The 26696-nt window shown below is 73.3% G+C and carries 26 protein-coding genes; 18 read left to right on the top strand and 8 right to left on the bottom strand.

Annotated features, from left to right (window positions below; genetic code table 11):
- Positions 1-226: 226 nt before the first annotated feature.
- The 5 genes from AB0C78_RS42610 (at position 227) to AB0C78_RS42630 (ending at position 5030) form a co-directional block, all read left to right on the top strand.
- Positions 227-610 carry an SSI family serine proteinase inhibitor gene (locus AB0C78_RS42610; protein WP_360759660.1) on the top strand — a complete coding sequence of 128 codons (384 nt, stop codon included), beginning with the start codon at positions 227-229 and terminating at the stop codon, positions 608-610.
- A gap of 110 nt (positions 611-720) precedes the next feature.
- Positions 721-1143 (top strand): CBS domain-containing protein, encoded by a 423-nt coding sequence (locus tag AB0C78_RS42615; protein WP_151547193.1) that lies wholly within the window; start codon positions 721-723, stop codon positions 1141-1143.
- 166 nt (positions 1144-1309) lie between these two features.
- Positions 1310-2212, top strand: a complete 903-nt coding sequence (locus AB0C78_RS42620; RefSeq protein WP_360759663.1) for an ANTAR domain-containing protein — start codon at positions 1310-1312, stop codon at positions 2210-2212.
- A gap of 129 nt (positions 2213-2341) precedes the next feature.
- Entirely contained in the window at positions 2342-4462 is a 2121-nt protein-coding gene (locus tag AB0C78_RS42625) for a SpoIIE family protein phosphatase (protein ID WP_360759665.1), read from the top strand.
- A 61-nt stretch (positions 4463-4523) separates the two neighbouring features.
- Positions 4524-5030 carry a DUF6328 family protein gene (locus AB0C78_RS42630; protein WP_360759668.1) on the top strand — a complete coding sequence of 169 codons (507 nt, stop codon included), beginning with the start codon at positions 4524-4526 and terminating at the stop codon, positions 5028-5030.
- A gap of 49 nt (positions 5031-5079) precedes the next feature.
- Here AB0C78_RS42630 and proS read toward each other — a convergent pair whose 3' ends face one another.
- Positions 5080-6528, bottom strand: a complete 1449-nt coding sequence (gene proS / locus AB0C78_RS42635; protein WP_360759671.1) for a proline--tRNA ligase — start codon at positions 6526-6528, stop codon at positions 5080-5082.
- Positions 6529-6586: 58 nt separating this feature from the next.
- On the opposite strand from proS, the gene AB0C78_RS42640 reads away from it, so the two are divergent.
- The 3 genes from AB0C78_RS42640 (at position 6587) to AB0C78_RS42650 (ending at position 11081) form a co-directional block, all read left to right on the top strand.
- Complete coding sequence (locus tag AB0C78_RS42640; RefSeq protein WP_360759673.1) at positions 6587-8287, top strand: proline--tRNA ligase; 1701 nt, start codon at positions 6587-6589, stop codon at positions 8285-8287.
- Between the two features lie 76 nt (positions 8288-8363).
- Positions 8364-9317 carry a hypothetical protein gene (locus tag AB0C78_RS42645; RefSeq protein ID WP_360759676.1) on the top strand — a complete coding sequence of 318 codons (954 nt, stop codon included), beginning with the start codon at positions 8364-8366 and terminating at the stop codon, positions 9315-9317.
- A 120-nt stretch (positions 9318-9437) separates the two neighbouring features.
- Positions 9438-11081 (top strand): ATP-binding cassette domain-containing protein, encoded by a 1644-nt coding sequence (locus AB0C78_RS42650; RefSeq protein WP_360759773.1) that lies wholly within the window; start codon positions 9438-9440, stop codon positions 11079-11081.
- Between the two features lie 30 nt (positions 11082-11111).
- Here AB0C78_RS42650 and AB0C78_RS42655 read toward each other — a convergent pair whose 3' ends face one another.
- The gene (locus tag AB0C78_RS42655; protein ID WP_360759678.1) at positions 11112-12074 is read right to left on the bottom strand and encodes a CU044_5270 family protein; all 963 of its coding nucleotides are present in this window, start codon (positions 12072-12074) and stop codon (positions 11112-11114) included.
- On the bottom strand, positions 12071-12631 hold the full coding sequence (locus AB0C78_RS42660; protein ID WP_360759680.1) for a sigma-70 family RNA polymerase sigma factor: 561 nt from the start codon (positions 12629-12631) through the stop codon (positions 12071-12073). Before AB0C78_RS42660 ends, AB0C78_RS42655 begins: the two co-directional genes overlap by 4 nt.
- Before the next feature lie 150 nt (positions 12632-12781).
- Here AB0C78_RS42660 and AB0C78_RS42665 point away from each other — a divergent pair, with 150 nt between their 5' ends.
- Genes AB0C78_RS42665 through AB0C78_RS42690 form a run of 6 tightly spaced genes read left to right on the top strand, consistent with a single transcriptional unit; the run spans position 12782 to position 17909 of the window.
- Positions 12782-13747, top strand: coding sequence for an NAD-dependent epimerase/dehydratase family protein (locus tag AB0C78_RS42665; RefSeq protein WP_360759683.1), 966 nt, complete (start codon positions 12782-12784; stop codon positions 13745-13747).
- Entirely contained in the window at positions 13744-14907 is a 1164-nt protein-coding gene (locus AB0C78_RS42670; RefSeq protein ID WP_360759686.1) for a glycosyltransferase, read from the top strand. The genes AB0C78_RS42665 and AB0C78_RS42670 overlap by 4 nt, the downstream gene beginning before the upstream one ends.
- A 13-nt stretch (positions 14908-14920) precedes the next feature.
- Positions 14921-15646 (top strand): hypothetical protein, encoded by a 726-nt coding sequence (locus AB0C78_RS42675; protein WP_360759689.1) that lies wholly within the window; start codon positions 14921-14923, stop codon positions 15644-15646.
- Positions 15643-15996 carry a hypothetical protein gene (locus AB0C78_RS42680; RefSeq protein WP_360759692.1) on the top strand — a complete coding sequence of 118 codons (354 nt, stop codon included), beginning with the start codon at positions 15643-15645 and terminating at the stop codon, positions 15994-15996. The genes AB0C78_RS42675 and AB0C78_RS42680 overlap by 4 nt, the downstream gene beginning before the upstream one ends.
- Before the next feature lie 12 nt (positions 15997-16008).
- The gene (locus tag AB0C78_RS42685; RefSeq protein WP_360759695.1) at positions 16009-17133 is read left to right on the top strand and encodes a glycosyltransferase family 4 protein; all 1125 of its coding nucleotides are present in this window, start codon (positions 16009-16011) and stop codon (positions 17131-17133) included.
- Positions 17130-17909 (top strand): hypothetical protein, encoded by a 780-nt coding sequence (locus tag AB0C78_RS42690; protein WP_360759697.1) that lies wholly within the window; start codon positions 17130-17132, stop codon positions 17907-17909. The genes AB0C78_RS42685 and AB0C78_RS42690 overlap by 4 nt, the downstream gene beginning before the upstream one ends.
- Here the strand turns inward: AB0C78_RS42690 and AB0C78_RS42695 are convergent.
- The 4 genes from AB0C78_RS42695 to AB0C78_RS42710 form a co-directional block, all read right to left on the bottom strand.
- Complete coding sequence (locus AB0C78_RS42695) at positions 17906-19201, bottom strand: serine hydrolase domain-containing protein (protein WP_360759700.1); 1296 nt, start codon at positions 19199-19201, stop codon at positions 17906-17908. The genes AB0C78_RS42690 and AB0C78_RS42695 overlap by 4 nt on opposite strands.
- Before the next feature lie 93 nt (positions 19202-19294).
- Positions 19295-19837, bottom strand: coding sequence for a YceI family protein (locus AB0C78_RS42700; RefSeq protein ID WP_360759703.1), 543 nt, complete (start codon positions 19835-19837; stop codon positions 19295-19297).
- A gap of 53 nt (positions 19838-19890) precedes the next feature.
- Complete coding sequence (locus tag AB0C78_RS42705) at positions 19891-20763, bottom strand: VanW family protein (RefSeq protein WP_360759705.1); 873 nt, start codon at positions 20761-20763, stop codon at positions 19891-19893.
- A gap of 243 nt (positions 20764-21006) precedes the next feature.
- Positions 21007-21228, bottom strand: coding sequence for a DUF6158 family protein (locus tag AB0C78_RS42710; protein WP_151545029.1), 222 nt, complete (start codon positions 21226-21228; stop codon positions 21007-21009).
- 107 nt (positions 21229-21335) lie between these two features.
- Here AB0C78_RS42710 and AB0C78_RS42715 point away from each other — a divergent pair, with 107 nt between their 5' ends.
- Both AB0C78_RS42715 and AB0C78_RS42720 read left to right on the top strand, forming a co-directional pair.
- Entirely contained in the window at positions 21336-21779 is a 444-nt protein-coding gene (locus tag AB0C78_RS42715; protein ID WP_360759709.1) for a 2,4'-dihydroxyacetophenone dioxygenase family protein, read from the top strand.
- Positions 21776-22945 (top strand): cytochrome P450, encoded by a 1170-nt coding sequence (locus AB0C78_RS42720; RefSeq protein ID WP_360759712.1) that lies wholly within the window; start codon positions 21776-21778, stop codon positions 22943-22945. Before AB0C78_RS42715 ends, AB0C78_RS42720 begins: the two co-directional genes overlap by 4 nt.
- Before the next feature lie 254 nt (positions 22946-23199).
- Here AB0C78_RS42720 and AB0C78_RS42725 read toward each other — a convergent pair whose 3' ends face one another.
- Positions 23200-24780, bottom strand: coding sequence for a diacylglycerol kinase family protein (locus tag AB0C78_RS42725; protein WP_360759717.1), 1581 nt, complete (start codon positions 24778-24780; stop codon positions 23200-23202).
- Between the two features lie 209 nt (positions 24781-24989).
- Here AB0C78_RS42725 and AB0C78_RS42730 point away from each other — a divergent pair, with 209 nt between their 5' ends.
- Together AB0C78_RS42730 and AB0C78_RS42735 are read left to right on the top strand one after the other, a co-directional pair.
- Positions 24990-25889: an ABC transporter permease gene (locus tag AB0C78_RS42730; RefSeq protein WP_360759720.1), complete on the top strand. Its 900-nt coding sequence runs from the start codon at positions 24990-24992 to the stop codon at positions 25887-25889.
- Entirely contained in the window at positions 25882-26679 is a 798-nt protein-coding gene (locus AB0C78_RS42735) for an ABC transporter ATP-binding protein (protein WP_225992297.1), read from the top strand. Before AB0C78_RS42730 ends, AB0C78_RS42735 begins: the two co-directional genes overlap by 8 nt.
- Positions 26680-26696: the final 17 nt, after the last annotated feature.

The following is a 26696-nucleotide window of genomic DNA, read 5'->3' on the forward strand; positions in this document are numbered from 1 at the left end:
ACATCAACCCCACCACCCAACCACTCCTCCCCCACCCCCCCCTCTACCCATCTGCCCCGGGGCCCACCCCGCCCCCGGGGCGGCGCCGCCCCCCGCTCTCGAACCTTCGAACCTTCCGACTCGATCCCGCGGTTACCCCGTGACCGCGGGATCGTCCGTTTCCCTGCACGTTCGGTAGTCACATGGATACATTGAGCGATGGTCCCTCCGACCGTCGGGAGTAGCCATGTCGAACCTCATCGCCGCCCTCACGGGCGCCGTGATCGCCCTTTCGCCCGCCGTCCCCGCGCACCACCACGGCGCAGGGACAACGTCCCTCCAGCTCACGCTGACCCATCCCGGGCGCAACGCCTCGGGGACGCACGCGGTGACCCTCACCTGCGACCCTCCGGGCGGCCGGCACCCGGAAGCCGCCCGGGCCTGCTCCGAGCTCGCCGGTTCCGGCGGGAAGTTCGCGCACGCGCCGGACGGACGGATGTGCACCGACGTCTACGCGCCCGTAGTGGCGGAGGCGAAGGGCCGCTGGCACGGCAACCCCGTGTCGTTCCACGCCCACTACGCCAACGACTGCGTGATGCACTCCCGCACCGGCACGGTGTTCGCGTTCTGATACGCGTCCGGCCCAGGTCATCAAGACCGTCCGCATAGGCGGGCCGACCGTGGGTAAGGCGCGCACACGGGCCACGCGAGCCGCCGGTTATTCGAGAGGATGTGCGCGCGATGCCACGACGGGTCAGCGACGTCATGACCCCGGCCCCACAGGCACTGCCGCTGGACGCGACGCTGTACGAGGCGGCCCGGGTGATGCGGGACGAGGGGATCGGCGACGTGCTGGTCACCTACGCGGGGCAGCTGTGCGGGATGGTCACCGACCGCGACATCGTGGTGCGGGCCGTCGCGGAGAGCCGCGACACGTCGCTGACGCCGCTCGGCGAGGTCTGCACCGCGGAGCTGTGCACCCTGCACCCCGAGGACGACACCGAGACGGCGGCGCGGCTGATGATCGAGCGGTCCGTCCGGCGGCTGCCGGTGGTGGACGGCGGGCGGCGGCCCGTGGGCATCGTCTCGATCGGCGATCTCGCGGTGGCGGACGGGCAGCGCGGCCCGCTCCCCGAGATCAGCAAGGCCCCGCCGAACAACTGAACCCCCGCCGCGACCCCCGCGCCGCCCGCGACCCCCGCGACACCTGCGCCGCCGGCGCCCCCCGCCCCGCCCGCGACCCGCGCGACCCGCGCGGCGCCGGCGATCCGTGTACTCCGGGGCGGGCGGCCATCCCCGGCATGACGTGGCGCAGGATAACGTCATAAGCGTGGCTCCAACCGAAACGGTGCTCACCGACCAGCTCGCCGTGGAGATCGCCCGGCTGGGGATGGTCGGGGAGTCCTCCGACGTCGGCACCCTGCACCGGGTGGCCGAGCTGGCGTCGCGTGCCGTGCACGGGTGCGCGGGCGCCGCGTGCGTGCGCTGGGCGATGCCGCCGGCGTCCCTCGGGGACCCCGTCGCGGTCGCCGCGCTCGGCGCCGGGCCGGATCCGGCGCCGCGGCCCCCGGACGTCCCGCGCGTCCCGAAGCAGCAGGACGCCTCCGGACGGAGCGCGGCCGACCCCGGCCTCCCGGACGCGGCCGGGGAGGTCGCGCCGGACGAGCTGCCCTCGCCGGACGCCGAGCGCCCCGAGCCGCTGGCCGCGGCCGCCAGCCACCCCGACCTCGCCGAGGTCACCGACCGGCAGCTGTCCCGGGGACGCGGCCCGATCTTCGACGTCGTCATGGACCGCCGCACGGTGAGCTGCGACGACATCCTCGTCGAGACCCGCTGGCCGGAGGCGGTGTCGGACATGCTGCGCCGCGGCGTGCGGTGCTTCACCACGTCCCCGCACCTGAACCCGCCCGTCCTGGTCACGCTGACGCTGTACGGGGTGACGCCGAAGTCGCTCGGGCCGGACCGGCTCGCGCTCGTCTCGCTGCTGCTGGCGCAGGGCAGCGCGACGATGTCGAACGCGCAGCAGTACGACGACGTGCACCGGACCGCCGCGCAGTTGCAGGAGGCGGTGGAGGCGCGGGCCGTCGTCGACCAGGCCAAGGGCATCCTGATGCACGCGCTCGGCTGCGGCGCGGACGAGGCTTTCGCGGAGATGCGCCGCATCTCCCAGACCAGGCATGTGAAACTGACCGCACTGGCTCAGCGGATCGTCGGTGACCAGGGACTCCGCTAGGTCCCGCGCCAGGAGCACGGAGGTGACCGCATAGGCTGCGAGATGCAGTCGCCGAGACTGCGGTCCGGATGACCGGAGCCGCGAAGCCGGTCCTGTCCGGCCTCGCCTCGGGGCACAGAGGGAGACCCGTTGCACGATCAGCCCGATCAGCTCGAACCCGAGTCCCTGGTACGGGAGATCTCGGATCTCGAGGGGCGCATCGGTGAGCTGCGCCAGGCCTCCGGCATGCCCGAGGCCGACCTGCGGGCCACCCTGGACGCCGCGCTGACGGAGCTCGAGCTGGCGGTGACGGCGCTGCGCACGCTGGGCGCCGACCAGGGCGCCGAGCAGGGCGGCTCGAACGCGGCCGAGAACGAGCGCCGGGTGCTGCGGACGGTCTTCCAGGACGCGCCCGTGCCGCTGTTCCTGCTGGACCGCAACACCAGCGTCCGGCGGGTGAACCGCCAGGCGGCGGAGCTGCTGGGCACCTCGTCCGGATACGTCTCCGGCAAGCAGTTCACGGCGTTCTGCGATCTGGCGACCCGCGCGGCGGTCCGGTCGCAGCTGGCCGCGGTGGTGCGGACGGGACGGCGGCGGCGGGTGCCCGTACGGTTCCTCGGCCGGGAACGTCCGGTGGACGCGGTCGTGACGCTGGCGCGGGTGTGGATCCGCGGGGAGCCGGACCCGATGGTGGTCGTCGCGGCGGGTGCCGCGCGCCCCCCGGCGGACGCCCCGGGCGGTAGTGAGGCGAACGCCGGTGCGGAGACCGCGGGACGCGGCGCTCCGGCGAAGCGGGACGGCGGGAAGCGGTCCGCGGCGCGGCGGCCGGACGCAGGCGCGGCCGGCGCGGGCGCTGCAGGCGCGGGCGGCACGGGCGCTGCGGGCGCGGCGCGTGTGCCGGAGCCGGCATCGCCGCCGCAGGCGCGGGCACCGCAGCCGCAGACCCGCATCGACGACGAGGCCGTGGCCACGATCGTGCACCGGATGGACGTGCTGGCCACCGCGAGCGAGCTGCTGCTGGACGAGCCGGTCTTCAACGAGACGGTCGCGGTCCGGCGGTGCGCCCGGCTGCTGGCCGCGGAGCTGGCCGACTGGGCGTTCATCGACCTGACGGGCCCGAACAGCGGCGCCTCCGGGCAGTCCGGCGGCGCGGCGGGAGCGGCGCCCGTCCTGAACCGCCAGGTCGTGATGGGGCCGGACGACGAGCATTCCGTCGAGGCGGCGCGGACGCTCCAGGAGCTGCATCCCGCGGCGGGAACGCTCCCGTACGACGTGTTCGCGACCCGGCAGAGCGCGCTGCGCCCGCATGTGGACAGCCTGGACGAGCTGGGGAACGCCGCCGACGGCGTGCCGGTCTGCGCGAAGATCGGCGCGACGTCGCTGCTGAGCGTGCCCGTGGAGGACGGCGACCGGTGCCTCGGCGCGATCACGCTCGCGTCCGGCGGCGAGTACGGGCCGTTCGACCTGATGGACCTCGGCGTCGTGCAGCGGCTCGGCCGCTACCTGGCGCTGGTGATCCGGGCGGCGCGGCTCTACCGGCGCCGCGCCGAGGTCGCCGACTCGCTGCAGGCGAGCCTGCTGCCGCGGGCGCTGCCCGCGATCCCGGGCGCGACGGTCGCGGCGCGGTACCTGACGGCGACGCACGGCGCGGACGTCGGCGGCGACTTCTACGACGTGTTCCGCGTCGGGGACGGCTGGGGGCTGGTCCTCGGCGACGTCTGCGGCAAGGGCGAGGACGCGGCGGCCGTGACCGCGACGGCGCGGCACTGCATGCGGCTCGCCGCGCGGTGGAAGTCGCGTCCGGGCGAGATCCTCGGCATCGCGAACGAGGCGCTGCTGGACGAGGACCGGTTCGTCACCGCGATCATGGCGGGGCTGGAGATGGCCCCGGAGCGGGTGACGGTGTCGCTCGGCACCGCCGGCCATCCGCCCGCGATCGTGGTCCGCGCGGACGGGGTGATCCGGTCGGCCTCGCGGGGCGGGGTGCCGCTCGGCCTGTTCGAGGACTTCGAGGCCGGTTCCGACACGATCGACCTCGGTGTCGGGGACACGCTGATCCTGCATTCGGACGGGGTGCTGGAGGCGTGCGACCACGCGCGCCTGGAGTTCGGCCAGGAGCGGCTGCTGGAGGCGCTGGCGGGCCACGCGGGCGACACTCCGGAGGAGATGCTCGGCGCGGTGGAGCAGGCGCTGCTGGAGTTCTGCGACGGCGACCTGCGCGACGACGTGTCGATGGTGGCGCTGCGCGTGGACCCGCCGACGCTCGCCTGACCGCTCGGGCGAGTTGCCCGAACCCTGCACTGATGGGCGTTCTGCCGGGTAAAGGGGTTCCATGAGCGTCGACCCCTCGTCCAAGCCGCGCAACGAGACCGAGCACGAGCGGCTCGACCGGCAGCTGATGGAGCTGCTCCAGGGCTTCCGGGTGGCCACCACCGGCGTGCAGGTGCTGTTCGCGTTCCTGCTGACCGTGCCGTTCTCCCGGGGGTGGAGCGGGGTGGACGGCACCGGGAAGGCGCTGTTCTACGTGGCGCTGTTCGGTGCGGCGCTCGCCTCGATCTGCTTCATCGCGCCGGTGTTCCAGCACCGGATCCTGTTCCAGCTCAACAAGAAGCCGCTGCTGATCCGGCGGGCGAACCGGTTCGGGATCCTCGGCGCGTTCGCGCTGGCGCTCTCGATCACCGCGTCCACCACGCTGATCGTGCAGACGCTCGCGGTGGACACGGCGGCGGTCGGGACGGCGCTGGCCGTCCTGGCGCTGTGCGGGTGGGCGTGGTTCGTCCAGCCGTACCTGACCCGGCTGTCGGCGGGGCGCCGCGCGGAACCGGAGGAGGACTCCTGATCGCGCGGCGCCCGCCGGCCGGCCCGGCCGTCGCGGCCGTGGCGCCGGGTCAGTACGCCTTGCCGAAGATCACGCGCTTGCCGTAGGCGGACGGCTGCCCGCACTTGACGCAGACGCCGGTCTCCTCGGGCGCCTCGGCGGGGATGACCCGCGGCGTCGCGGCGGTCTCCGCCTTGATCTCGTCCTCGCAGGCGGTGCTGCCGCAGTGGAACGCGCGGGCCCAGCCGGTGGCGACCTGCGCGGTGAACGCGTCCCAGGAGTCGACGGCGGCGGTGTGCTCCTCGCGGAACGCCTCGGCGCGGGCCAGCAGGAACGACTGGAACTCGGCGAGCATCCCGGGCAGCACCTCGGGCACCTTGTCGAGGGGGATCTGCTCCTTGCCCTGCCCCTCGACGGTCGGGAGCCGCCGGACGACGGTCGCGACGCCGCCCTCGATGTCGCGCTTGCCGAGCTCGATGCGGATCGGGACGCCGCGCATCTCCCACTCGTTGAACTTGAAGCCGGGCGACAGCTGCGGCCGGTTGTCGTCGACGTGCACGCGGATGCCCATCGACTTGATCGCGGCGCCGAGCCGGCGGGCCTCCGCGGCGGCCTGCTCGCCCTGCTCCTTGCGCCCGATCGGGACGATCACGACCTGGTAGGGGGCGAGGCGCGGGGGCAGCACGAGGCCCTTGTCGTCCCCGTGCGTCATGATCATGCCGCCGATCATCCGGGTGCTCATGCCCCAGGACGTCGTGTGCGCCAGGGTCAGCTTGCCCGCCTCGTCCTGGTACTGGATCTCGAACGCCTTGGCGAAGTTCGTGCCGAGGTAGTGCGACGTGCCGGCCTGCAGGGCGCGGCCGTCCCGCATCATGCCCTCGATCGTGTACGTGCGGACGGCGCCGGCGAACCGCTCGCCGGGCGTCTTCTCCCCCGCGATCACCGGGATCGCCGCTAGCTCGCGCGCCACGGCGGCGTAGGTGTCGAGCGCCCACATCGTCTCGCGCATCGCGTCGCCCTCGTCGATGTGCGCGGTGTGGCCCTCCTGCCAGAGGAACTCGGTGGTGCGCAGGAACATCCGCGGGCGCATCTCCCAGCGGACCACGTTCGCCCACTGGTTCAGCAGCAGCGGCAGGTCGCGGTGCGAGTCGATCCACTTGGCCATGTACTCGCCGATGACGGTCTCGGAGGTCGGCCGCATGACCAGCGGCTCCTCCAGGTCCTTGCCGCCGGCGTGCGTCACGACCGCGAGCTCCGGGGAGAAACCCTCGACGTGCTCGGCCTCGCGCTTGAAGTAGGACTCCGGGATCAGCATCGGGAAGCACGCGTTGTCGTGCCCCGCGTCCTTGATGCGCCGGTCCAGGTCCGCCTGGAGCAGCTCCCACACCCGGTAACCGTACGGGCGGATGACCATCGTGCCGCGAACCGGACCGCGGTCGACGAGCTGGGCCTGCACGACCAGCTCGTTGTACCAGGCGGAGAAATCCTCGCTCTGCGGCGTCACACCTTCTCGACTCACAGCGAACAAGGGTACTGACCGGCGGCGTGGGCTCGGGCCGCTTCGCTACCCTCGCGAGATGCGCTGGTCCCAGATGTTCGCGCCGACGCTCCGCGACGACCCCGCCGAGGCGGACGCGCCGAGCCACCGGCTGCTGCTGCGCGCGGGCTACGTCCGGCAGCTGACGGCCGGCCACTACAGCCTGCTGCCGCTCGCCGTCCGCGTCCGCGCGAAGATCATCGAGATCGTGCGGCAGGAGATGGACGCGATCGGCGCGCAGGAGATGCTGCTGCCCGCGCTGCACCCGGCGGAACCGTGGCGGCGGTCGGGCCGGTGGGAGCTGATGGGGCAGGAGATGTTCCGGCTCAAGGACCGGCGCGGCGCCGACCACGCGCTCGGCATGACCCACGAGGAGATCTTCGCGACGGTCGCGCGGGAGCTGAGCTCCTACAAGCAGTTGCCGCAGCAGTGGTACCAGTTCCAGACGAAGTTCCGGGATGAGCCGCGTCCCAAGGGCGGCCTCATGCGGACGCGCGAGTTCACCATGAAGGACGCCTACAGCTTCGACGTGGACCGCGCCGGGCTGGACGTCTCGTTCGACGCCTACCACGGCGCCTACACGCGGATCTTCGCGCGGCTGGACCTGCCGGCGCTGCCGTGCGAGGCGTCCAGCGGGACGATGGGCGGCGCCGGCTCCACCGAGTTCATGTGCCCCGCCGACGTCGGCGAGGACCTGGTCGTCCACTCCCCGGCCTGCGGGTACGCGGCGAACATCGAGCGCGCCACCTCGGCGCTGCCGGAGGTGTCCGACGGGCCGGGCCTGCCCGCGCCGGAGCGTTTCGACACGCCCGGCGTCCGCACGATCGACGATCTGACCGCGTACGGCGCGCCCGGCGACCGGCAGATCAAGACGCTCGTGTACATCCTGGACGGCGCGCTCACGCTCGTGCTGCTGCGCGGCGACCACGCGCTCAACGAGCAGAAGCTCGTGGACGCGACCGGCGCCGCCGAGATCCGCGCCGCCGAGCCCGCCGAGATCCAGCGGGCCCTCGGCGCGCTGCCGGGCAGCCTCGGCGCGGTCGGCGTGACGCTCCCGGTGATCGCGGACGAGGCGCTGCGCGGCCGCCGCGCCATGTTCACCGGCGCGAACATCGACGACATGCACCTGCGGGGCGTCGACGTCGCCCGCGACATCACCGGCGCGGCGTGGGCGGACCTGCGCGAGGTCACCGCCGGCGAGCCGTGCCCGCGCTGCGGCGAGCCGCTGGAGATCGTCCGGGCGATCGAGATCGGGCACATCTTCAAGCTCGGCGACCGGTACGCGCGGGCGCTCGGCGTCGAGGTCCTCGACCCGGACGGCAAGCGGGTGCCGGTCGTGATGGGCAGCTACGGCATCGGGATCGAGCGGGCCATGGCGGCGATCGTCGAGACCCACCATGACGAGCGCGGGATCGTCTGGCCGGTCGCGGTGGCGCCGTTCCAGGTCGCGGTCGTGATCGCGCAGTCCGACGACGCGGACGTGGCCGCGGCCGCCGAGGAGATCTACACCTCCCTCCGGGACGCCGGCGCCGACGTCGTGATCGACGACCGGGCCGAGCGGGCCGGCGTGAAGTTCCGCGACGTGGAGCTGACCGGCATCCCGTACCGGATCACGGTCGGCCGCCGCGGCCTCGCCGAAGGCGCCGCCGAACTCACCACCCGCACCACCGGCGAGACCCTCAAGATCCCCTTGCCCGAGGTCGTCCCACATCTCCTTCCCCTACTGCGTCCCCACACCTGACGCCCGCGCCCGGCCCCGCTCTAGGCTGTACCGCCGCGTTCACGGCGCAGGAGGGGTGGGAGCGATGGGCCCGAGCTTGGATCCCGCGTATGACGACCGGACGGTCCTGCAGGTCGCGAGCACGTTGCGCGCGGGTGACTGGCGTCCCGCGGCGGCACTGCTGCACGACTCGGCCCGCGACCCCGACCGCAAGGCGCACAGGGTCGACCGGCTGGGCTTCGACAAGCGCTGCCACTCCGCCATCGAGGCCTGGGTGTCCGCTCAACCCGGCAATCCGGACGCTCACCTGGTGCGGGCGCGCGCGCTCGTGGTCCAGGCGTGGGCGGCGCGCGGCAATTCCTACGCGAAGCAGGTGAGCAAGAAGGCCTGGCCTGTGTTCTTCGATCGGCTCCGCGCCGCCGACGCCGCCGTCTCCGGCGCGGTCGGGCTGGCGCCCGACGATCCCACTCCGTGGGCGATGGCGGTCATGATCGCCCGTGCCCTCGAACTACCGCGCGCCGAGTTCCAGCACCGCTGGGACGGGCTGCTCGCCCGCGACCCCCAGCACGTCAGCGGCCACTACCACGCGTTGCAGTACCTCTGCGCCAAGTGGAGCGGCTCCCATGAGGAGATGTTCGACTTCGCCGACCGGGTCTCCGCCTCCGCACCCCTCGCCTCCCCTCTCCACATGCTTCCCGTCTTCGCGGTGACCGAATACGCGCTGGCCATCGTGAGCAGGCGCGTCCCGGAAGGACCGAGGATCGGCAGGTACAAGAAGAGCAAGCAGGTCAAGGACGCGGTCGCGAGGGCGGTGGAATGCTGGGAGACGCCCGCGGCCGAGAGGCGGACGCCGCCGCACGCCCGTGCCGTGTTCGACCGGACGCATCTCGCGTTCTGGGCGTACATGAGCCGCTCCCCCGCCGTCGCGGCCCGGCAGTACCGCCTGATGGGCCCCTACTCCTCCGAGCTCCCGTGGTCGTACTTCGTGCCCGCGTACCGCGTCCGCATCCCGATCCACCGCCTGGCCTACAAGGTCCTCCACCACGGCTAGCGCCGTCGCCGTTCACGCGCCGGGCGTGTTCGGGGGCGAGGTGGGGGCGGAAAAGGGTTTGACGGGGTCGCGGTGCCTTCCGGAGACTCGGCGGCGGGTTCTCAAGGACGAGGGGTGGCCGTGGGTCACGTGGAGGTCGGGCATGTCGGCCATGCGCTGCCCGACGGGCGGGTGCTGCTGGACGACGTGTCGTTCCGGGTCGGCGACGGGGTGACGGCGGCGCTCGTCGGGCCGAACGGGGCCGGGAAGACGACGCTGCTCAGGCTCATCGCCGGGGACCTGGCGCCGCAGGACGGGACGGTCGCGCACAGCGGCGGGCTCGGCGTGATGCGGCAGTTCATCGGCAACGTGCGGGACGAGTCGTCGGTGCACGACCTGCTGCTGTCGGTGGCGCCGCCGCGGGTGCGGGAGGCCGCCGCGGCGGTGGACGCCGCCGAGCTGGCGATGATGGAGCGCGACGACGAGCCGACGCAGCTGAGGTACGCGAACGCGCTGGCCGGCTGGGGCGACGCGGGCGGCTACGAGATCGAGGTGCTCTGGGACGCGTGCTGCGTCGCGGCCCTCGGCGTCCCGTACGACGCGTGCCGATGGCGGGAGACGAGGACGCTGTCGGGCGGCGAGCAGAAGCGGCTCGCGCTGGAGGCGCTGCTGCGGGGCCCCGACGAGGTCCTGCTGCTGGACGAGCCGGACAACTACCTGGACGTGCCGGGCAAGCAGTGGCTGGAGGAGCGGCTGCGGGAGACGGCCAAGACCGTGCTGGTCGTCTCGCACGACCGGGAGCTGCTCGACCGCTGCGCCGACCGGATCGTGACGGTCGAGGCGGGCCGCGTGTGGATCCACGGCGGCCGGTTCTCGACGTACGCGGCGGCCCGCCGGGACCGCAACGAGCGGCTGGAGGAGCTGCGGCGGCGGTGGGACGAGGAGCACGCGAAGCTCAAGGAGCTGGTCAACACCCTGAAGGTGAAGGCCACGGTCAACGACGGTTTCGCGTCGCGGTACCGGGCGGCGCAGACCCGGCTGCGCAAGTTCGAGGAGGCGGGGCCGCCGGAGACGCCGCCCCGCGACCAGAGCCTGAAGATGCGGCTGCGCGGCGGCCGCACCGGCAAGCGGGCGGTGATCTGCGAGGACCTGGAGCTGACGGGGCTGATGCGGCCGTTCAGCGAGGAGATCTGGTTCGGGGAGCGGGTCGCGGTGCTCGGCTCGAACGGCTCGGGGAAGTCGCATTTCCTGCGGCTGCTCGCCGCGGTGGCGGAGGTGCTGCCGCGGGGCGCGGTGCCGGTGCGTCCGGTGGAGCACACCGGGGTCGCCCGGCTCGGCGCGCGGGTGGTGCCGGGGCTGTTCGCGCAGACGCACGCGCGTCCGGACCTGGCGGGGCGCACGCCGTGCGAGATCGTCATGACCGAGCACGCGCGGCTGCGCAACGACGCGATGAACGCGCTCGCCCGGTACGAGCTGCAGTTCTGCGCGGAGCAGCCGTTCGAGACGCTGTCGGGCGGCCAGCAGGCGCGGTTGCAGATCCTGCTGCTGGAGCTCGGCGGCGCGACGCTGCTGCTGCTGGACGAGCCGACCGACAACCTCGACCTCGCCAGCGCGGAGGCGCTGCAGGAGGGCCTGGAGTCGTACGAGGGGACGGTCGTCGCGGTGACGCACGACCGCTGGTTCGCCCGGTCCTTCGACCGCTTCCTGGTGTTCGGCGCCGACGGCTCGGTCTACGAGTCCTCGGAGCCGGTCTGGGACGAGGCGAGGGTCGCCCGGCCACGCTGACCGGGCGACCCTCGTCGTGAGGGCGGCCGGTCAGGGACGCTGGCCGGGACGGTCCACGACGCCCGCGGCCAGGCGGACGGAGTAGCTCTCGACGGCGCCCTTCAGGAAGCGGCCGCCGTCCGGCATGGCATGGTCCTGGACGACGGTCGTCCGGTGGCCCCGGTACGCGTAGGTGGACGGGTCCAGGAGGACCTCGTCCTTCGCCCAGCCCTCGATGAGGAACGAGACCGACAGCGCCTTGTGCCCGGCCCCGTCCCGGGCGGTGCGGTCCACGGTGACGCCGGGGATCTTCGCCAGCGCGCGGTAGGCGGCGGCGGTCTGCGCGGGCGGCAGCGCGCCGTTGTTCAGCAGCAGCGACTCGAGCAGCTGGAACGCGCCCTCGTTCCGGCCGCCCGGCGCGCCCCCGTTGCGGGCCCAGGCCAGCATCCCGTCCGGGTCGGCGGGCAGCTTGGCGACGGTGGCGTAGTCGATCGGCGGCATCCCGCCGCCCGTGGCGGAGGTGACGAGCCTGCCGTTGTCGTACATCGCCATGCGCTTGCCGTCGGCCCGGATCCATGTCCGGTCGACCTGCGTCCTCAGCGGGGCGCCCGGCGCGATGGTCTGGCCGCGGCCGGGGACGCCGCTGCGCCGGTAGCGGGTCTCGGTGTAGACCCACTGGCCGGGGCGCGGCGCGGTGAACGGCTGCTTCAGCGCGAACGTCGCGGCGACGTTGAGCACCTGCTGCGTCTCCGTCGGCGCGGCGGGCGCCGGGTGGTGCGGCTTGCCGTCGCTCGTGGCGACGACGGCGCCGGCGATGAGCGCTCCCGCGACGCCGCCGGCGGCGACGAGGCGGAACGTCGTCCGGCGGGACGGCCCGGGACGGCGGGCCGCGGACGCCGTGATCCGCTCGTAGGCGGCGCGTCCGGCCGGGTCATGGGCGGCGCCGTCGAAGGCGCCGGGCGGGCAGGGGTCGGCCGGGGCCATGACGCGGCGGACTTCGTGGAGGTCGTTCATGCCTGGGGGCTCCTTTGCAGCGGTGCGGCGGGGGCGGGGCGGCCCGCGTCGGTCCCGGCGCGGGCGTCGATCTCGGCGAGGGCGGCGGTCAGGCGGCGCCGTGCGCGGTGCAGGCGCACGGAGAACGTCTCGACCGAGCAGCCGGCGGCGGTCGCCGCGTCGCGCGCGTCGAGGCCGTCCCAGCCCACGAGCCGGAGGACCTCGCGGTCGCGGGCGGACAGGCGGTCGAGCGCGGCGGCTATGCGGCCGCCTTCGGCCAGACCGGACGCGACGTCGGCGGCGGGGGCGCGCGGGCCGTCGCCGCGCAGCCGGTCCCACAGGCGGGTGCGCCGGCGGCGGCTCCGCATCTCGTTGGCGAGGACGTTGCGGGCGACGTTCAGCAGCCACGGGAACGGGCGGTCGGGCGGGATGTCGCCGCGCCGCCGCCACGCGACAAGAAACGTTTCTGCGGCGATGTCGCGGGCCGTGTCGTGGTCGATCCGACGCGCGGCGTACCTGAGCACGTCGTCGTAGTGCGCGTCCCACAACCGGGTGAATCCCCCGTCTGGATCCGGCACGCCGGCTCCCTTCTCTCGGGCTTCTCTCGGGTCGGTGTCGCTCAGAGATGTCCGGCAGGGCCGCTTTCCCTACACCTTGATCGATCTTGGCTGGTCAGTGCGCTCCTGTGGATCTGTCCAAGAACGCGGGGAGATGGATAGGGTGCCCGCGTGCGGGTGGTGGTGACGGGTGCGGCGGGATTCATCGGGAGTCATGTGACCGACGCCCTGTCGGGCGCCGGTCACGAGGTGCTCGCCGTCGACGCGCCCGGCCGGTCGCCCACGCCGGATCTGGCGCGGCGCGCGTGGGCCGAGGTGGCGGCGCGGCCCGGCGTCACGGCGCTGGAGCGGGACCTGGCGGTGGACGATCTCGACGTGGTCGCCGCCGCCGACGTCGTCGTCCATCTCGCGGGGCGGCCGGGCGTGCGCAGCTCGTGGGGCGGCGGGCGCGCGGCGGCGGAGCGCGACAACGTGGTGGCGACGGCGCGGCTGCTGGAGGCGTGCGCGCGGCGTCCGGCGCGGCTGCGTCCGCGCGTGGTGGTGGCGTCGAGTTCGTCGGTGTACGGGTCGGCGGGCCACCGGCCGAACCGGGAGGACGATCCGCTCGCCCCGGCGAGCCCGTACGCGGCGAGCAAGGCGGAGGTCGAGCGGCTCGCGGGGCTCGCCGCGGAGAACGGCCTCCGCACGGTGGTGCTCAGATACTTCTCGGTCTACGGACCCCGGCAGCGGCCTGACATGGCCTTCCACCGCTTCGTGGAAGCGGCGCTGGACGGGCTCCCGCTGCCGGTGTTCGGGGACGGACGGACGTCGCGGTCGTTCACGCACGTGCGGGACGTGGTGGCGGCGACGCTGGCGGCGGCCGTCGCGGACCTGCCGGCGGGCGTCGCCGTCAACGTCGGCCATCCCGAACCGGTGGCGGTGCGGGCGGCGATCGGGCTGCTGACCGGGGTGCTGGGCGTGCGGGCGGAGATCCGGCGGGAGGCGCCGGTCGCCGGTGACGCGGCGCTGACCTGGGCGGACGGCGGGCGCGCCGCGCGGCTGCTCGGCTGGTCGGCCACGACGTCGCTGGCGGACGGCCTCGCGGACCAGATCGCGTGGCACCGGTCGTTGCGCGCGCAGGAGGTGGCCGTCGGATGAGGCACAGGGCGGCCTATCTCGCGTTCGACCGGTTCCCGTCGGGCAAGGGCTCGGCGGTGCACATCGCGCAGATGGCCGACGAGCTGTTCGAGCGGTCCGGGGGCGGGCTGCTGGGTGTGCTCGGCGGCGGCGGACTCCCCGGCTACCAGCGGGAGGGCGCGCGGGAGATCGTCAGGTTCGAGGAGCAGATCCCGAACCTGATCGACCGCGCGGAGGCCTATTCGGCGTGGGCCGCCGCGCTTCTGCGCGAGCACGTGGAGTCCCTGGAGATCGTTCACGTCCGGGATCCGTGGAGCGCGCTGCCCGCACTGACGGCCGAAGGCCGTGACTACAAGGTCGTCTTCGAGGTGAACGGGCTGCCGTCCATCGAGATGGGCCACACCTGGCCGTGGGCCTCACCGGCGACGCTCGGCAAGATCCGCGAGCTGGAGCGGTTCTGCCTCGACCGCTGCGACGCGGCCGTGGTGCCGTCGCGGGTGATCGGCGACGCCGTCCAGGGGCTCGGGGCGGCGGCGGAGAAGGTCCACCTCGTGCCGAACGGCGCCGACCTCCCGGACGAGACGGCGCGCCCCGCCGGCGCCCCCGACCGGTACATCGTCTACGTCGGGGCGCTCCAGCCGTGGCAGGGCATCGACGTGCTGCTCCGCGCGTTCGCGCGGCTCGGCGACCTCGCCGATCTGCGGCTGGTGATCTGCTCGTCCGTGCCGGAGCGGCGCGCGAAGCCGGTGCGGCGGCTGGCGGAGCGGCTCGGCGTCGCCGACCGCCTGGACTGGCGGTTCGCGCTGCCGCACCCGGAGGTCGCCGCGTGGCTGGCGCACGCCGCGGTGTCGGTGGCGCCGCTGACCGGCTGCGCCCGCAACCTCGACCAGGGCTGCGCGCCGCTGAAGGTGATCGAGTCGATGGCGGCGGGCGTCCCGGTCGTCGCCTCGGACCTGCCGGCGGTCCGCGAGCTGATGGCGGACGGGGAGCACGGGCGGCTCGTCCCGGCGGACCGTCCGGCGGAGCTGGCGCGGGCCGTCCGGATCCTGCTGGAGTACCCCGGCGAGGCCGCCGCGATGGGCGCGCGGGCCCGCGCGCGCGTCGCCGGCGGCCTGACCTGGACGCGGTCGCGCGCCCGGCTGGCCGAGGTCTACCGTACGATCGCGCCGTCAGACCGATAGGTGGGGTGTCGTCATGTTCTGGCGCAAGCAACGCGCGGCCATCGAGGGATTCCACCCGCTGCACCGGGCGCTGGTCCTGGAGCGGTGGTTCTCGGTGTCGCTGCCGCGCGACCAGTGGGAGCCGGTGATCCAGAGCCTCGCGCGGCACGCGGACGTGGTGAAGCGGCGCCGGTGGCGGATCAGCCCGCGCACGTCGCGGGTCCTGGTGCCGATGCTGCGCGTCCTGGCGGCGGACATGCCGGCCGAGGGCCTGCTGTCGGTCGCGCTGGACATGCGGGGCGAGACTCCCGAGAAGACGGGGACGCCGCGGCAAGTGCAGGTGAGGCGGCCGATCCTGTCGATGAACGAGTGGTTCGTCTTCGATCCGTGGCTGCGGATGCGCGCCGAGCTGCGGGACGGCAGCGTCGTGGAGCTGGCGGTCACCGACCGGATCCGGCACCGCAAGTACAAGAAGCGCAACCCGCGCGGCAAGGTCAAGTACAAGCACAAGACCAAGACGGTGCAGCTGGTCAGCGTGACGCGCCGGCTGGGCAAGGACGCGGCCCCGCGGCCGCCCGGCACGCCGCCGCCGCGGTGGATCCAGGTGCGGGTGAAGGACGGCAACCGGTTCATGATCCGCGCGAACGCCAAACTGCTCGGGCCGCTCAACGACGACGAGCTGCGCGAGCGGATCCTGCACGTGTCGACCGAGCCGTTCCGCTGGACCCCGCCCGGCGCACCTGTGAGGAGGGCGCAGTGACGCGCTGCACCGTGACCACCGGGTTCTTCCTGCTCGGCCGCTGCGGGCAGGCCGCCGTGGCGGCGTGCCCGGGATGCGGGCGCCCCGTCTGCGCCGAACATGCCGTGCAGGGCGGGTACTGCCCGTCGTGCGCGGCGCAGGCGGGCGGCCCGCCCGACCCGCACGACCCGTCCTTCGTGAGCGGTTACCGGCGCCGGTACTACGAGAGCAGCTCGCAGACGTACTACGACAACCAGTGGTACTCGTCGTTCGACTCCTACGACCGCGGCGCGTTCAACCCCGGCGACGACTACTCGTATGGAGAAGGCGACTTCGGTCCGGACGACGGCACCGGGTTCGTGGACAGCTGAGTGGACGGCACGATGACGCGTGTCCTCTGGGTGACAGAGCACTATCCGCCGAGCCAGGGCGGGATGGCCAATTCGTGCGACCGGATCGTCCGGGGGCTGCGCGGCGCCGGCGTCGAGGTCGACGTCGCGCACCTGACGCGGCGCGAGCGGCCCTGGGCCGTCACGCGCGAGCACGGCGGGCGGCTCCTCACCGCCCCGCTCGGCGACGACCCCGAGCACGCGCTGCGCCGGCTGTGGACGACGCTGACCGCCGGGAACCTCACCGGCGCGTACACGCACGTCGTCGCGTTCGGCGGGACGTACTCGATGCTCGCGGCGCCCGTCCTCGCCCGGCTCGTGGACGCGCCGCTGATCACGCTGCTGCGCGGCAACGACATCGACGTCGGCGTGTTCTCGATGCGGAGGCGCGGCGTCCTGGCGGACGCTCTGCGCGCGTCGGCGCGGGTCTGCGTGGTGGCACGCAACCACATCCCGCTGGTGAAAGCGCTGGTCCCGGACGCGGCCGTGACGTTCGTGGCGAACAGCGTCGACACCGCGCAGTGGCGCGTCCTGCCGTCGGAACGCGAGCGCGGGCATGCCTGGCGGGCGGAGAACGTCGAGCCGGGACGCCGGACCATCGGGATCATCGGCCAGCTGAAGAACAAGAAGGGCGTCGGGTTCTTCCTGGACGCCCTCGTCGCGTCCGGGCACGCCGGCCGGTTCCACCTGGTGCTCGTCGGCGAGGTCGAGGAGACGGTGACGGCGTGGCTCGCCGAGCGCAAGGACGCGGTGCCGCACTCGTTCCTGCCGTTCCTCGAACGCTACGACCTGCCCTCGGTGTACGCGAGCTGCGACCTCGCCGCGCTGCCGTCGTTCTACGACGGGATGCCGAACGTGGCGCTGGAGGCGGCGGCGCTCGGCGTGCCGCTGATCTGCTCGGACGCGGGCGGCCTCGCCGACGTCGCGGACGAGGCGATCGGCTTCACGTTCCCGGCCGGCGACCCGCACGCGTGCCGCGCCGCGATCGACCATGCGGCCCGCGCGAGCGACGAGGAGCTGGCGGCGCTCGGCGCGGCGGGCGCCGAGCGGATCGCCCGCGACTTCACCCCGGCCGCCGAGACCGCCGGGTATCTCGCGGTCCTCGGCGAGGTGCGTTGATCGCCTGCTACGCGGCGGGCGGCGGGCTCGGGCACCTCACCCGGCTCCGCGCGTACCTGCACACCCTCGCGGTGGACGACGAGGTCGTCGTCCTGTCGGACTCGCCGTACGCCGCCGACCCGCGCGTCTCGTCCGGCTGGACGGTGCGTCCCGTGTCCACGGGCCTGGCGGCGCTCGCACCGGACGAGCTGGTCGTGGACGCGTTCCCCGCCGGCCTCAAGGGCGAGCTCACCCGGCTACCGTCCGGGATCCGGGTCACGCATCTGGCGCGGCTGCTGCGCTGGGACGCCTACCGGCCTCTCCTCCCCAGCGACCCGCCGCGCTTCGACCGGACGTACGTCCTCGAACCCCTCGACCCGGCCCACGAGGCCCACCTCCGCGCGGTGTCCGACGTGGTCGCGCCGCTGGTGCTGGACGACCCGCCGTCCGCGCCGCTCGACGTCGACGGCTGGGTGATCGTCCACAGCGGCCCGGACGCCGAGACGCTCGAACTGCTCGCCTACGCCCGGGACATGGCGGCCATGGAAGGCGCGGACCCTCCGCTGACGCTCGTCTCGCCGCACCGCCCGGACGGCCTGCCCGATGGGGTCGCCCACCTGGACGTCTATCCCGCCGGCCCGCCCGGGCCGGGCGTCGAGCGGATCGTCACCGCCGCCGGGTTCAACTCCGTCCGGCAGTTCGCGCCCTGGCGGGACCGGCACCGGATGCTGCCGTTCCCGCGCAGCCTCGACGACCAGTTCGCCCGCGCCGCCCGTGCCCGCGCCCGCGTGCCCTAGAAGTACTTCGAGGTGAGGTCGCCGGTCGGCCAGGTCTTCACCGCGTTCGCGGCCTTGTGCAGCGCCGGGTCGATGTCGTCGTAGCTCGGCGCGCTCCCCTCCTGCCGCTGGTCGAACAGCGCGGCCCAGGCCAGCCCGTCGTTGCGGCGGACGAGCAGCGTGCTCGTCCCGGCGAGGCTGCCGTTGTGCCAGGTGTTCATGCCGGTGCCGCCGGTCACCGGGCGGACCATCCAGCCGCAGCCGTAGTACCAGCCGTCGCCGTTGATCCCGGTCTCCGGCTTCGCGAACGCCCGCTTGATCGACGCGGCGGCCAGCACGCTCGTCCCGCCGTCGTAGATCCCGGCGAACCGGGTCAGGTCCATCGCGGTGGCGAGCCAGCCGCCGTGCGCGTCCATGTTCTCGAGGTTGAACGCGCCGTACGGGAACGGCACCTTCTTGCCGGTGTTGTCGAACACGGTCGTGCCGGTGGAGCCGGAGTAGTAGTGGACCTCGCCGCTCGCCTGCGTGAGCGAATGGCCGAGCTTCATCCGCTTGATGCCGCGCGGCGCCAGTACGGCCTTCTGAACGTAGGACGCGTAGCTCTGCCCGGTGACCTTCTCGATGACGCGTCCGAGCAGCATGAAGCCGTAGTTCGAGTAGGCGTACTTCGTCCCGGGCGCGTGGTCGAGCTTGCGCCCCGACACGTACTTCATGATGTTCGCCTGCTTCACCGGCAGCGCGATGCCGAGCGCCTTGGCGATCGCCGCGTCCTGGAACATCGGGTCCGGCGAGATGTCGCGGTCCCAGCCGCCGAGGTGCTGGAGCAGCCGCAGCACGGTGACGTCCTTCAGCCGCGGGTCGGCGGCCGTCGAGAGCCCGAGCAGCGTCGCGACGCGGTCGGTGAGCTTCAGCTTCCCGTCCTGGACGAGCCGCAGCACCGCCGTCGCGGTGACCGGCTTGCTGAGGCTCGCGACGCGGAACGGCGACGTCGGCTGCGTGGTGAAGCCGGTGTCGGAACTCCACGTGTAGCCGCGCGCCAGCAGGAGCTTTCCCTTGCGGACGACGGCGAGCTGCCCGCACGGGACGTTCCGGGCCTGCATGAAGCTCTTCATCGTCGCGTCGAAGCCCCCGAGCCCGGCCAGCGCCGACCCGGTCGCCCGCCACGACCGCGTCGCCGCGGCCTGCGCGGCGGCGGCCTGCGCCGCGCGCGCCGAGCCGCCGGACGAGCAGCCCGCCAGCAGCGCGGGCGCCGCCGCGCCGAGGCCCGCCAGCCCGGCCGCCCTGCCGAAGTCCCTCCTGCTCACCGCCGTCATGCCGTCCCCCCCAGAAGATCAGATGCCTGGAATGCGCGGCTTCGCACCCTAGTGCATGATCATCTTCCGGTGGGGGCGATCAGCGGCGGCCGATCATTCGGCCGCGGAGAGCCGCAGGTCGAACTCGACCTCGACCTCGTCGGCGAGCCGGAGCGCGCCGAAGAACGCCGAGAACGGCTTGACCCCCCAGCGGGTCTGCTGCACGGTCAGCCCCCCGCGCAGCCGGTCCCCCTCGATCTCCGCCCGGACCCGGACCGGCTTCGTCCGGCCCATGATGGTCAGGTCGCCCTCGATCTCCCCCGCCCCCGCGTCGATCGCGGTCGACACGAAGGTGATCTCCGGATGGTGGCGGGCCTCCAGCACCTTGCCGAGGTTGTCCGCGATGTCCAGCCGGTCCTTGTCCGACAGCGGCTTCACCCCGCCGGTGCCCTCCCGCACCTCCAGGCCGTCCACCACGACGACCACCTTGCCCGACGACTCCTCCAGCGGTTCGCGGACCACCGCCTCCGCCGTCCAGTTGCTCGCCTCGATGGTCAGGTCGTGGCCGGCGCGCCGGCCGAGACCGCTGCGGCTCGTGCGGAGCAGCAGCCGCCCGTCACCGGGGCCCAGCTCGTACGTTCCCTCTCGAACGGTCATGCCCTCACACTGCCACGCGCCCCCGCGCACTCCCGCGCGCGCCCCGCCGGGGTCTACACGCAGGTCACCTCGGGCTGCGCGCGGTACTCGGTGTGGAACTTCTCCTGCCGCACCTGGCGGCCGGCGGACAGCAGCGTCCGCCACACGTCGATCTTGAAGCCCTTCCGGCCCGCCATCGGGACGCACCGGCGCCCGTGTCCCGACCCCGCCTCGTACGGCGAGAACCCGTACCGCTTCGACGTCCGCGACCGGACCTCGTACCGGCGGTGCCCCCACAGGCTCACCGTCAGCGAGTCCCCCGTGTAGCCGACCTGGATGCGCACCGGCGCGTCCGTGTCGTTCTTCCACGTGAAGTCGAGGTTCGGATAGGCCACCGCCGCCTCGCGCCCCTCGGGATACTCCGGCATCCACATGGTGTGCGCGCGCGCCTTCCGGATGTCCAGGCCCGCACGGAACACCGCGTTGAACAGCGTCGTGGACACCTGGCAGATGCCGCCGCCCACGTCCTTCACCAGCCGCGACCCCATGATCGCGGGCGCCGGGACGTAGCCGAGCCGCCGCGTCCGCGGCCCCACCACCTTGTTGAAGGAGAACGTCGCGCCCGGCCGCACGACCCGCCCGTCCAGCATCCGCGCGGCCAGCTCGATGTTGCGGACGCGCGGCTGCCCCGGCTGGAACCGGGTCGTGTAGGACGCCATCGGCCGCGCCGACGCGGCGCCGGCGTCCGGCCGCGCGGAATCGCGGGGGACCGCCCCGGCGGCCACCGACGCGCCCGACTTGCGCGGAACCCACAGGTACGCGCCGAGCAGCAGTCCCGTGGCGGCCAGCGCGCCGACCGCGAACGGCCACCAGCGCCGCACGCACTCCCCGAGGCCCGGCTCGTCCGCCCACGTCCGTCCGTACCGCCCCAGCCGGGTCCGTCCCACCGATCCACCCCCCGAGGATCCCGGGCGTCCTCGCCCGTCAGGATCCTGGCACCGCACCCTCCTCCCCGCCTCGGCCCGACACCCCCGCCTTTGCCGGAACAACACGAACACGAGCCCCGAGGCCGACGCTCTGCGGCGGGACGGCGGCCGGACGGCCGGCGCGGGCGCGTCCGGGCATGCCGAACGCCCGGCCGGTGGCGCGGAACCGGCCGGGCGACGGCGTCTCTGGCGCTCGGTAGGGGATCAGCGGGCGCGGGCGCCCTCGCGCAGGCGCTGCGGGTCGATCTCGCGGGCCGGGCGCCTTCGCAGGTACTCGGCCTCCAGCTGCGCCATCCGCTGGGTGTGCTCGCCGTAGGCCTGGTCGGCGGCGTGCCGGAGCGCGTCCATCCGGGTCTCGTACAGGTGCCCCAGCTCACGGAGCAGGTCGTCGTCGGTGAGCTCGGCGGGGCTGACTCCCATCGCCATGTGCGGTACCTCCTCCAGCGGTTCGCGGGCGTCGGTCTCCTACCCGGTCGCGGGGCGGCGAATCGCGGGTCTTGCGCGCCCGCGACGACCTACCTAGCGTTTGCTTTATGACTGAGACGAGCGGTCCCCTGGTCGGCCACGTCCACTCCGACGACATCCCCTGGGTCACGATCGGCCCGGTCGGCCTCCAGGTCCTGAGGGTCTCCCCCGACACCTGGGTGGTGCGCAACCGCTTCGAGGCGGGGTTCCAGCTGCCCACCCACAAGCACACCGGCGGCGTCCACGCCTACACGTTCTCCGGGCGCTGGCGCTACAAGGAGTACGGCATCGACTACCACGCCGGGACGTTCATCTACGAGCCGCCCGGCTCCGTCCACACGCTCACCATCGAGGAGGACAGCGACATCCTGTTCATCCTCGAAGGCGCCTTCATCGAGTACGACGCCGACGGCAACATCACCGGCGTCACGGACGGCGAGTCCACGCTCAACGCCTACTACGCGATGTGCGACGACGCCGGGATAGCGAGACCGCAGGGCATCCTCCAGTGATCCCGGACGGCTTTCCGGACGGGTTCTTCGCGCAGGGCCATCCGTACGGGCTGTACGAGGCCGTTCGGGCGGAGGGCGGGCTCGTCCGGCATCCCGCGCTGCCGCTGTGGGTGGCGGGGTCGCACGCGGCGGTGCACGCGGTGGCGAGCGACCCGGCGGCGTACCGGTCGGGCGACGGCATCCTGATCGACGAGATCGGCGTCCCGTTCGACACGCCGCCGACGATCATGCACACGGACCCGCCCGAGCACGGCCGGTACCGGGGGCTGGTCGCGCCCGCGTTCCGGCCGTCGGCGATGCGGCGGCTGGAGGGCGCGGTCCGCGAGCGGATCCGGGCGCTGCTGGAGCCGGTCGAGGCGGGCCGCCCGTTCGACGTGGTCGCCGAGCTGGCCGTCCCGCTGCCGCTGCAGGTGATCTGCCTGCTGCTCGGCATCCCGGAGGACGACTGGCCGCGGTTCTTCCGCTGGTCGGAGTCGATCATCCCGGGCGCGGCGCCGGAGCTGTCGGACGAGGAGCGCGCCGCGCTGCGCATGGAGGCCGGCGTCTACCTGGTCGAGGTCTCGAACGAGCGGCGCGCCGCGCCGCGCGACGACGTGATCTCGCAGCTCGCGCAGGCCGAGGTGGACGGCGACCGGCTCACCGACATCGAGATGGTGATGTTCCTGATCCAGCTGCTCGTCGCCGGGAACGAGACGACCCGGCACGCGATCTCCGGCGGGCTGCTGGCGTTCGCGGAGAACCCGGAGCAGTGGGAGGCGATGAAGCGGCCGGAGGCGATGCCGACGGCGATCGAGGAGATCCTGCGCTGGACGTCCCCGGTCGTCTACTTCCTCCGCGCCGCGACACGCCCGGCCGTCCTGGCCGGGAAGAAGCTGGAGGCCGGCGAGCACATCATGCTGCTGTACGGGTCGGCGAACCGCGATCCGGAAGCATTCGGGCCCGATGCCGACCGTTTCGACGTCACGAGACGCCCCGAAGCGCCGGGACTGGCGTTCGGGTACGGCCCGCACTTCTGCCTGGGCGCCGCGCTCGCCCGGATGGAGATGCGGCTCGTCCTCGAAGAGCTCCGGTCCCGGTACGGGACGATCACGCTCACCGGCGAGCCCGTCTACAACGGCTCGCCGGTGGTCGTCGGGCTCCGCGGGCTCGGCCTCGCGTTCGGCTGAGGACCGGCTCCCGCGGCCGGCCGCGACACTCGCGACCGGCCGCCGGGCGCGGTTACGGCCGGCTGAATCTTCACCGAACTCCCCGCGCCGGCCAGACGTCGGATGGAAAACCGCCAGGCGTCGAGCGGAAGACCATCAGGCGTCCGGCCGGAAGACCCATCAGGCGTCGGGCGGAAGACCGGTCAGCACTCCGGGCGGAAGACCGGTCAGCACTCCGGGCGGAAGACCGGTCAGCACTCCGGGCGGAAGACCGGTCAGCACTCCGGGCGGAAGACCGCGAGGGCCCTGGAGTGCTTGCCGAACCGGATCGCCGGGGGCACCGGGGCCACCTCGCCGTCCCGCGCCAGCCGCAGCTCGCCGCCCTCAGCGAGCACCTCCAGACCACTGGCGCGCCACGCCCGGAAGCCGGGCGCCATGTGCAGGTGCCCGGCGAGGACCGCGGCGACCGCGCGGACGCGGGGCATCCGCCGCCCGGCGGAGACCATGCGGACGTCCAGGCACCCGTCGTCCAGGCGCTTCCGCCACGTGGGCGCGGCGCCGTGCGAGCCGAACACGCCGTTGCCGACGAACGCCAGCCACACGTGCCGCCGGTGCCCGTCCACGACGGCCTCGACGGGCTCGGCGTGCCGCAGCGTCCGGACGGCGGCGACCGCCAGCGCGGGCCACTTGCCGAGCCGCTTCTCCAGCCGCTCGCGCCGGTCGACCAGCTCGGTGTAGGCGCCGAAGCTCGCCGTGTTCAGGAACAGCCGCTCGCCGCCGTCGCCGGAACCGGCCGTGGCGGGCGCGGCGTAGGCGACGTCCACACGGCCGAGCCGCCCGGCCCGGTACGCGGCGATCGCCTGCGCGGGCGACTCGACGCCGAGCGCCCGGGCGAAGTGGTCGAACGTCCCGCCGGGCACGACCAGCAGCGGGACGTCGTGGTCGAGCGCGGCGCGCGCGGCCGCGTTGACGGTGCCGTCGCCGCCGACGACCGCGAGCACGTCCGCCCGCTCGGCGGCCTCCGCGAACGCCTTCTCCAGGTCCTGGCCGGGCTCCAGCACGACGATCTCCGCCGCCGGGAGCTCGCGCTCCAGCAGCCCGGCCGCCACCTCGGCGCTGCCCGGCAGGATCCCGCGGGTCGCCTCGCCCGAGCCGCCCGAGCCGGGGTTGACGACCGCGACGACGCCGCGCCCGTCAGCGGTGACCTGGACGTCCTCGCCCTCGGCCCGGGTCACGCGGGCCACCGGAGGGCGCGCCGGCCACACCAGCCGCGTGCCGAGCCCGGCGAGCGCGCCGATGCCGAGGCCGGCGAGCACGTCGCCCGGGTAGTGCGCGCCGGTGTAGACGCGGGCGAACGCGACGGCGGCGGCGGTCGCCGCGACCGGCGCCGCCACCGCGGCGGGCGCCTCCAGCGCCACCCCGGCCGCGAACGCCGCCGCGGACGCCGAATGCCCCGACGGGAAGGCGTGCGAGGTCGGCAGCTTCCAGCGGATCCGGATCGGCGGCACCAGGTCCACGACCGGGCGCGCCCGGCGGAACGCCTGCTTGCCCAGGATGTTGACCACCGGGCTCGCGACCGCGATCGCGATCGAGCCGCGCAGCGCGCCGCGCCGCAGCCGGGGCCGCCGGGTGAGCCCGAGCGCCGCCGCCGTGGTGAACCAGAGCACGCCGTGATCGGCGGACCTCGACAGCCGGGGCAGGACGTACTCCAGGCCGGGCAGCCGGGCCGCGGCGACCCGGTCGAACGCCCACCGGTCGGCGCGCCCGAGCCGGCTCAGCACCGCCCGGTACGGGCCGCGGGACCAGGCGGGGGAAGCGGTGCGGGCGGACGAGGGGGCCCCGGGACGGCGGAGCACGGGCAGTGACCGAGAATGGTTGGACCGCATGCCCCGGGTATCCCCAGGGGCGACGACAAGATTCCGTAATGATCTCAGTTCGGGGGTCACATGCGGGTGAACGTCACTGACACATCATCGACTGCAATAGGCTTCCCGGCATGAGTCACCCGCAACGGCTCGGTTCATCGGGTGGCGAGTCGGTCGGCACGATCGCGGAGTCTCCTCACGTGAACGAGACGCTGGCCGCCTACGCCGCACGGTACGGATTGAGGCAGAGCGCGGCGCGCCCCCCGCTGCGCAAGTACATCCAGAGTGTGTGGGCCAGGCGAAACTTCATCTGGGCGTTCGCCTCGGCCAAGAACATCTCGATGTACACCGACTCGCGACTGGGTCAGGTCTGGCAGCTGCTGACCCCGATCCTGAACGTCTCGGTCTACTACCTGATCTTCGGCGTCCTCCTCAACACCAAGCGCGGCGTCCCCGACTTCATTCCCTTCCTTGTGACGGGCGTGTTCATGTTCGGGTTTACACAGCGCTCGATCACGTCGGGATCCAAGTCCGTCGGCGACAACCTGTCACTGATCAGGGCCCTGCACTTCCCGCGCGCGACGCTGCCGCTCGCCATCGCGACGGTGGAGTTCCAGCAGCTGCTGCTGTCGCTGATCGTGCTGCTCGGCATCGTGTTCGCGTTCGGGGAGCCGATCAGCGTCCAGATGCTGATGTTCGTCCCGGTCCTGCTGCTGCAGCTGATGTTCAACGTCGGGATCAGCATGGTGATGGCCCGGCTCGGCGCGTTCAACCGGGACGTCAGCCAGCTGCTGCCGTTCATCATGCGGACCTGGCTCTACCTGTCCGGCGTGATCTTCAGCCTGCCGGACCTGCTGCACCGCAGCCACGCGCTGAAGACCCACCCGTGGATCGGCGAGATCCTCAAGGCCAACCCGGCCTACGTGTACGTGGAGCTGAGCCGGCACCAGCTGCTCGGCGACTACCGCCACTTCGTGCAGCACAAGCTGACCGAGTCCACCACCCAGCTGTGGATCTACGCGGGTGCCTGGTCGGCGGTCGCGCTGATCGGCGGGTTCCTGTTCTTCTTCAGTGCCGAGGAGCGTTACGGCCGTGGCTGACACCAAGGTGCGCGGCGGGACGATCATCGACGTCGACCCCGCGCGCGAGCCGATCGTCGTCGTCGACGACCTGCACATCATCTACCGCGTCTACGGCGCGGGCGGGAAGGGCAACGCGGCCAGCGCGTTCTCCCGGGTGCTGCGCCGCAAGAACCGTCCTTCGATGAAGGAGGTCCACGCGATCAAGGGGCTGTCGTTCGTCGCGTACCGCGGCGAGGCGGTCGGGATCATCGGCACGAACGGCTCCGGCAAGTCGACGCTGCTGAAGGCGATCGCGGGGCTGCTGCCGCCGCACAGCGGCGCGGTGTACACCGACGGGCAGCCGTCGCTGCTCGGCGTGAACGCGGCGCTGATGAAGGACCTGACGGGCGAGCGCAACATCGTGCTCGGCTGCCTGGCGATGGGGATGACCCCGGCGCAGACGAAGGCGCAGTACCAGAAGATCGTCGACTTCGCGGGGCTCAAGGAGGGGTTCATCCAGTACCCGATGCGGACGTACTCGTCCGGCATGGGGGCGCGGCTCCGGTTCGCGATCGCCGCGGCGAAGACCCACGACGTGCTGCTGATCGACGAGGCGCTCGCCACCGGCGACGCCAAGTTCAAGCGCAAGAGCAAGGCCCGGATCGAGGAGCTGCGCAAGGAGGCCGGCGCGGTCTTCCTCGTCGCGCACCAGCTGGACACGGTCAAGGAGATGTGCGACCGGGTCATCTGGATCGACGAGGGCCGGATGCGGATGGACGGCGACCCGGAAGAGGTCATCGCGGCCTACACCGAGGCCGCCGGGAAGTGATCCGCGTCACAGCGGAT

It is taken from the genome of Actinomadura sp. NPDC048394 (assembly GCF_040651755.1).
GTDB lineage: Bacteria > Actinomycetota > Actinomycetes > Streptosporangiales > Streptosporangiaceae > Spirillospora > Spirillospora montaniterrae.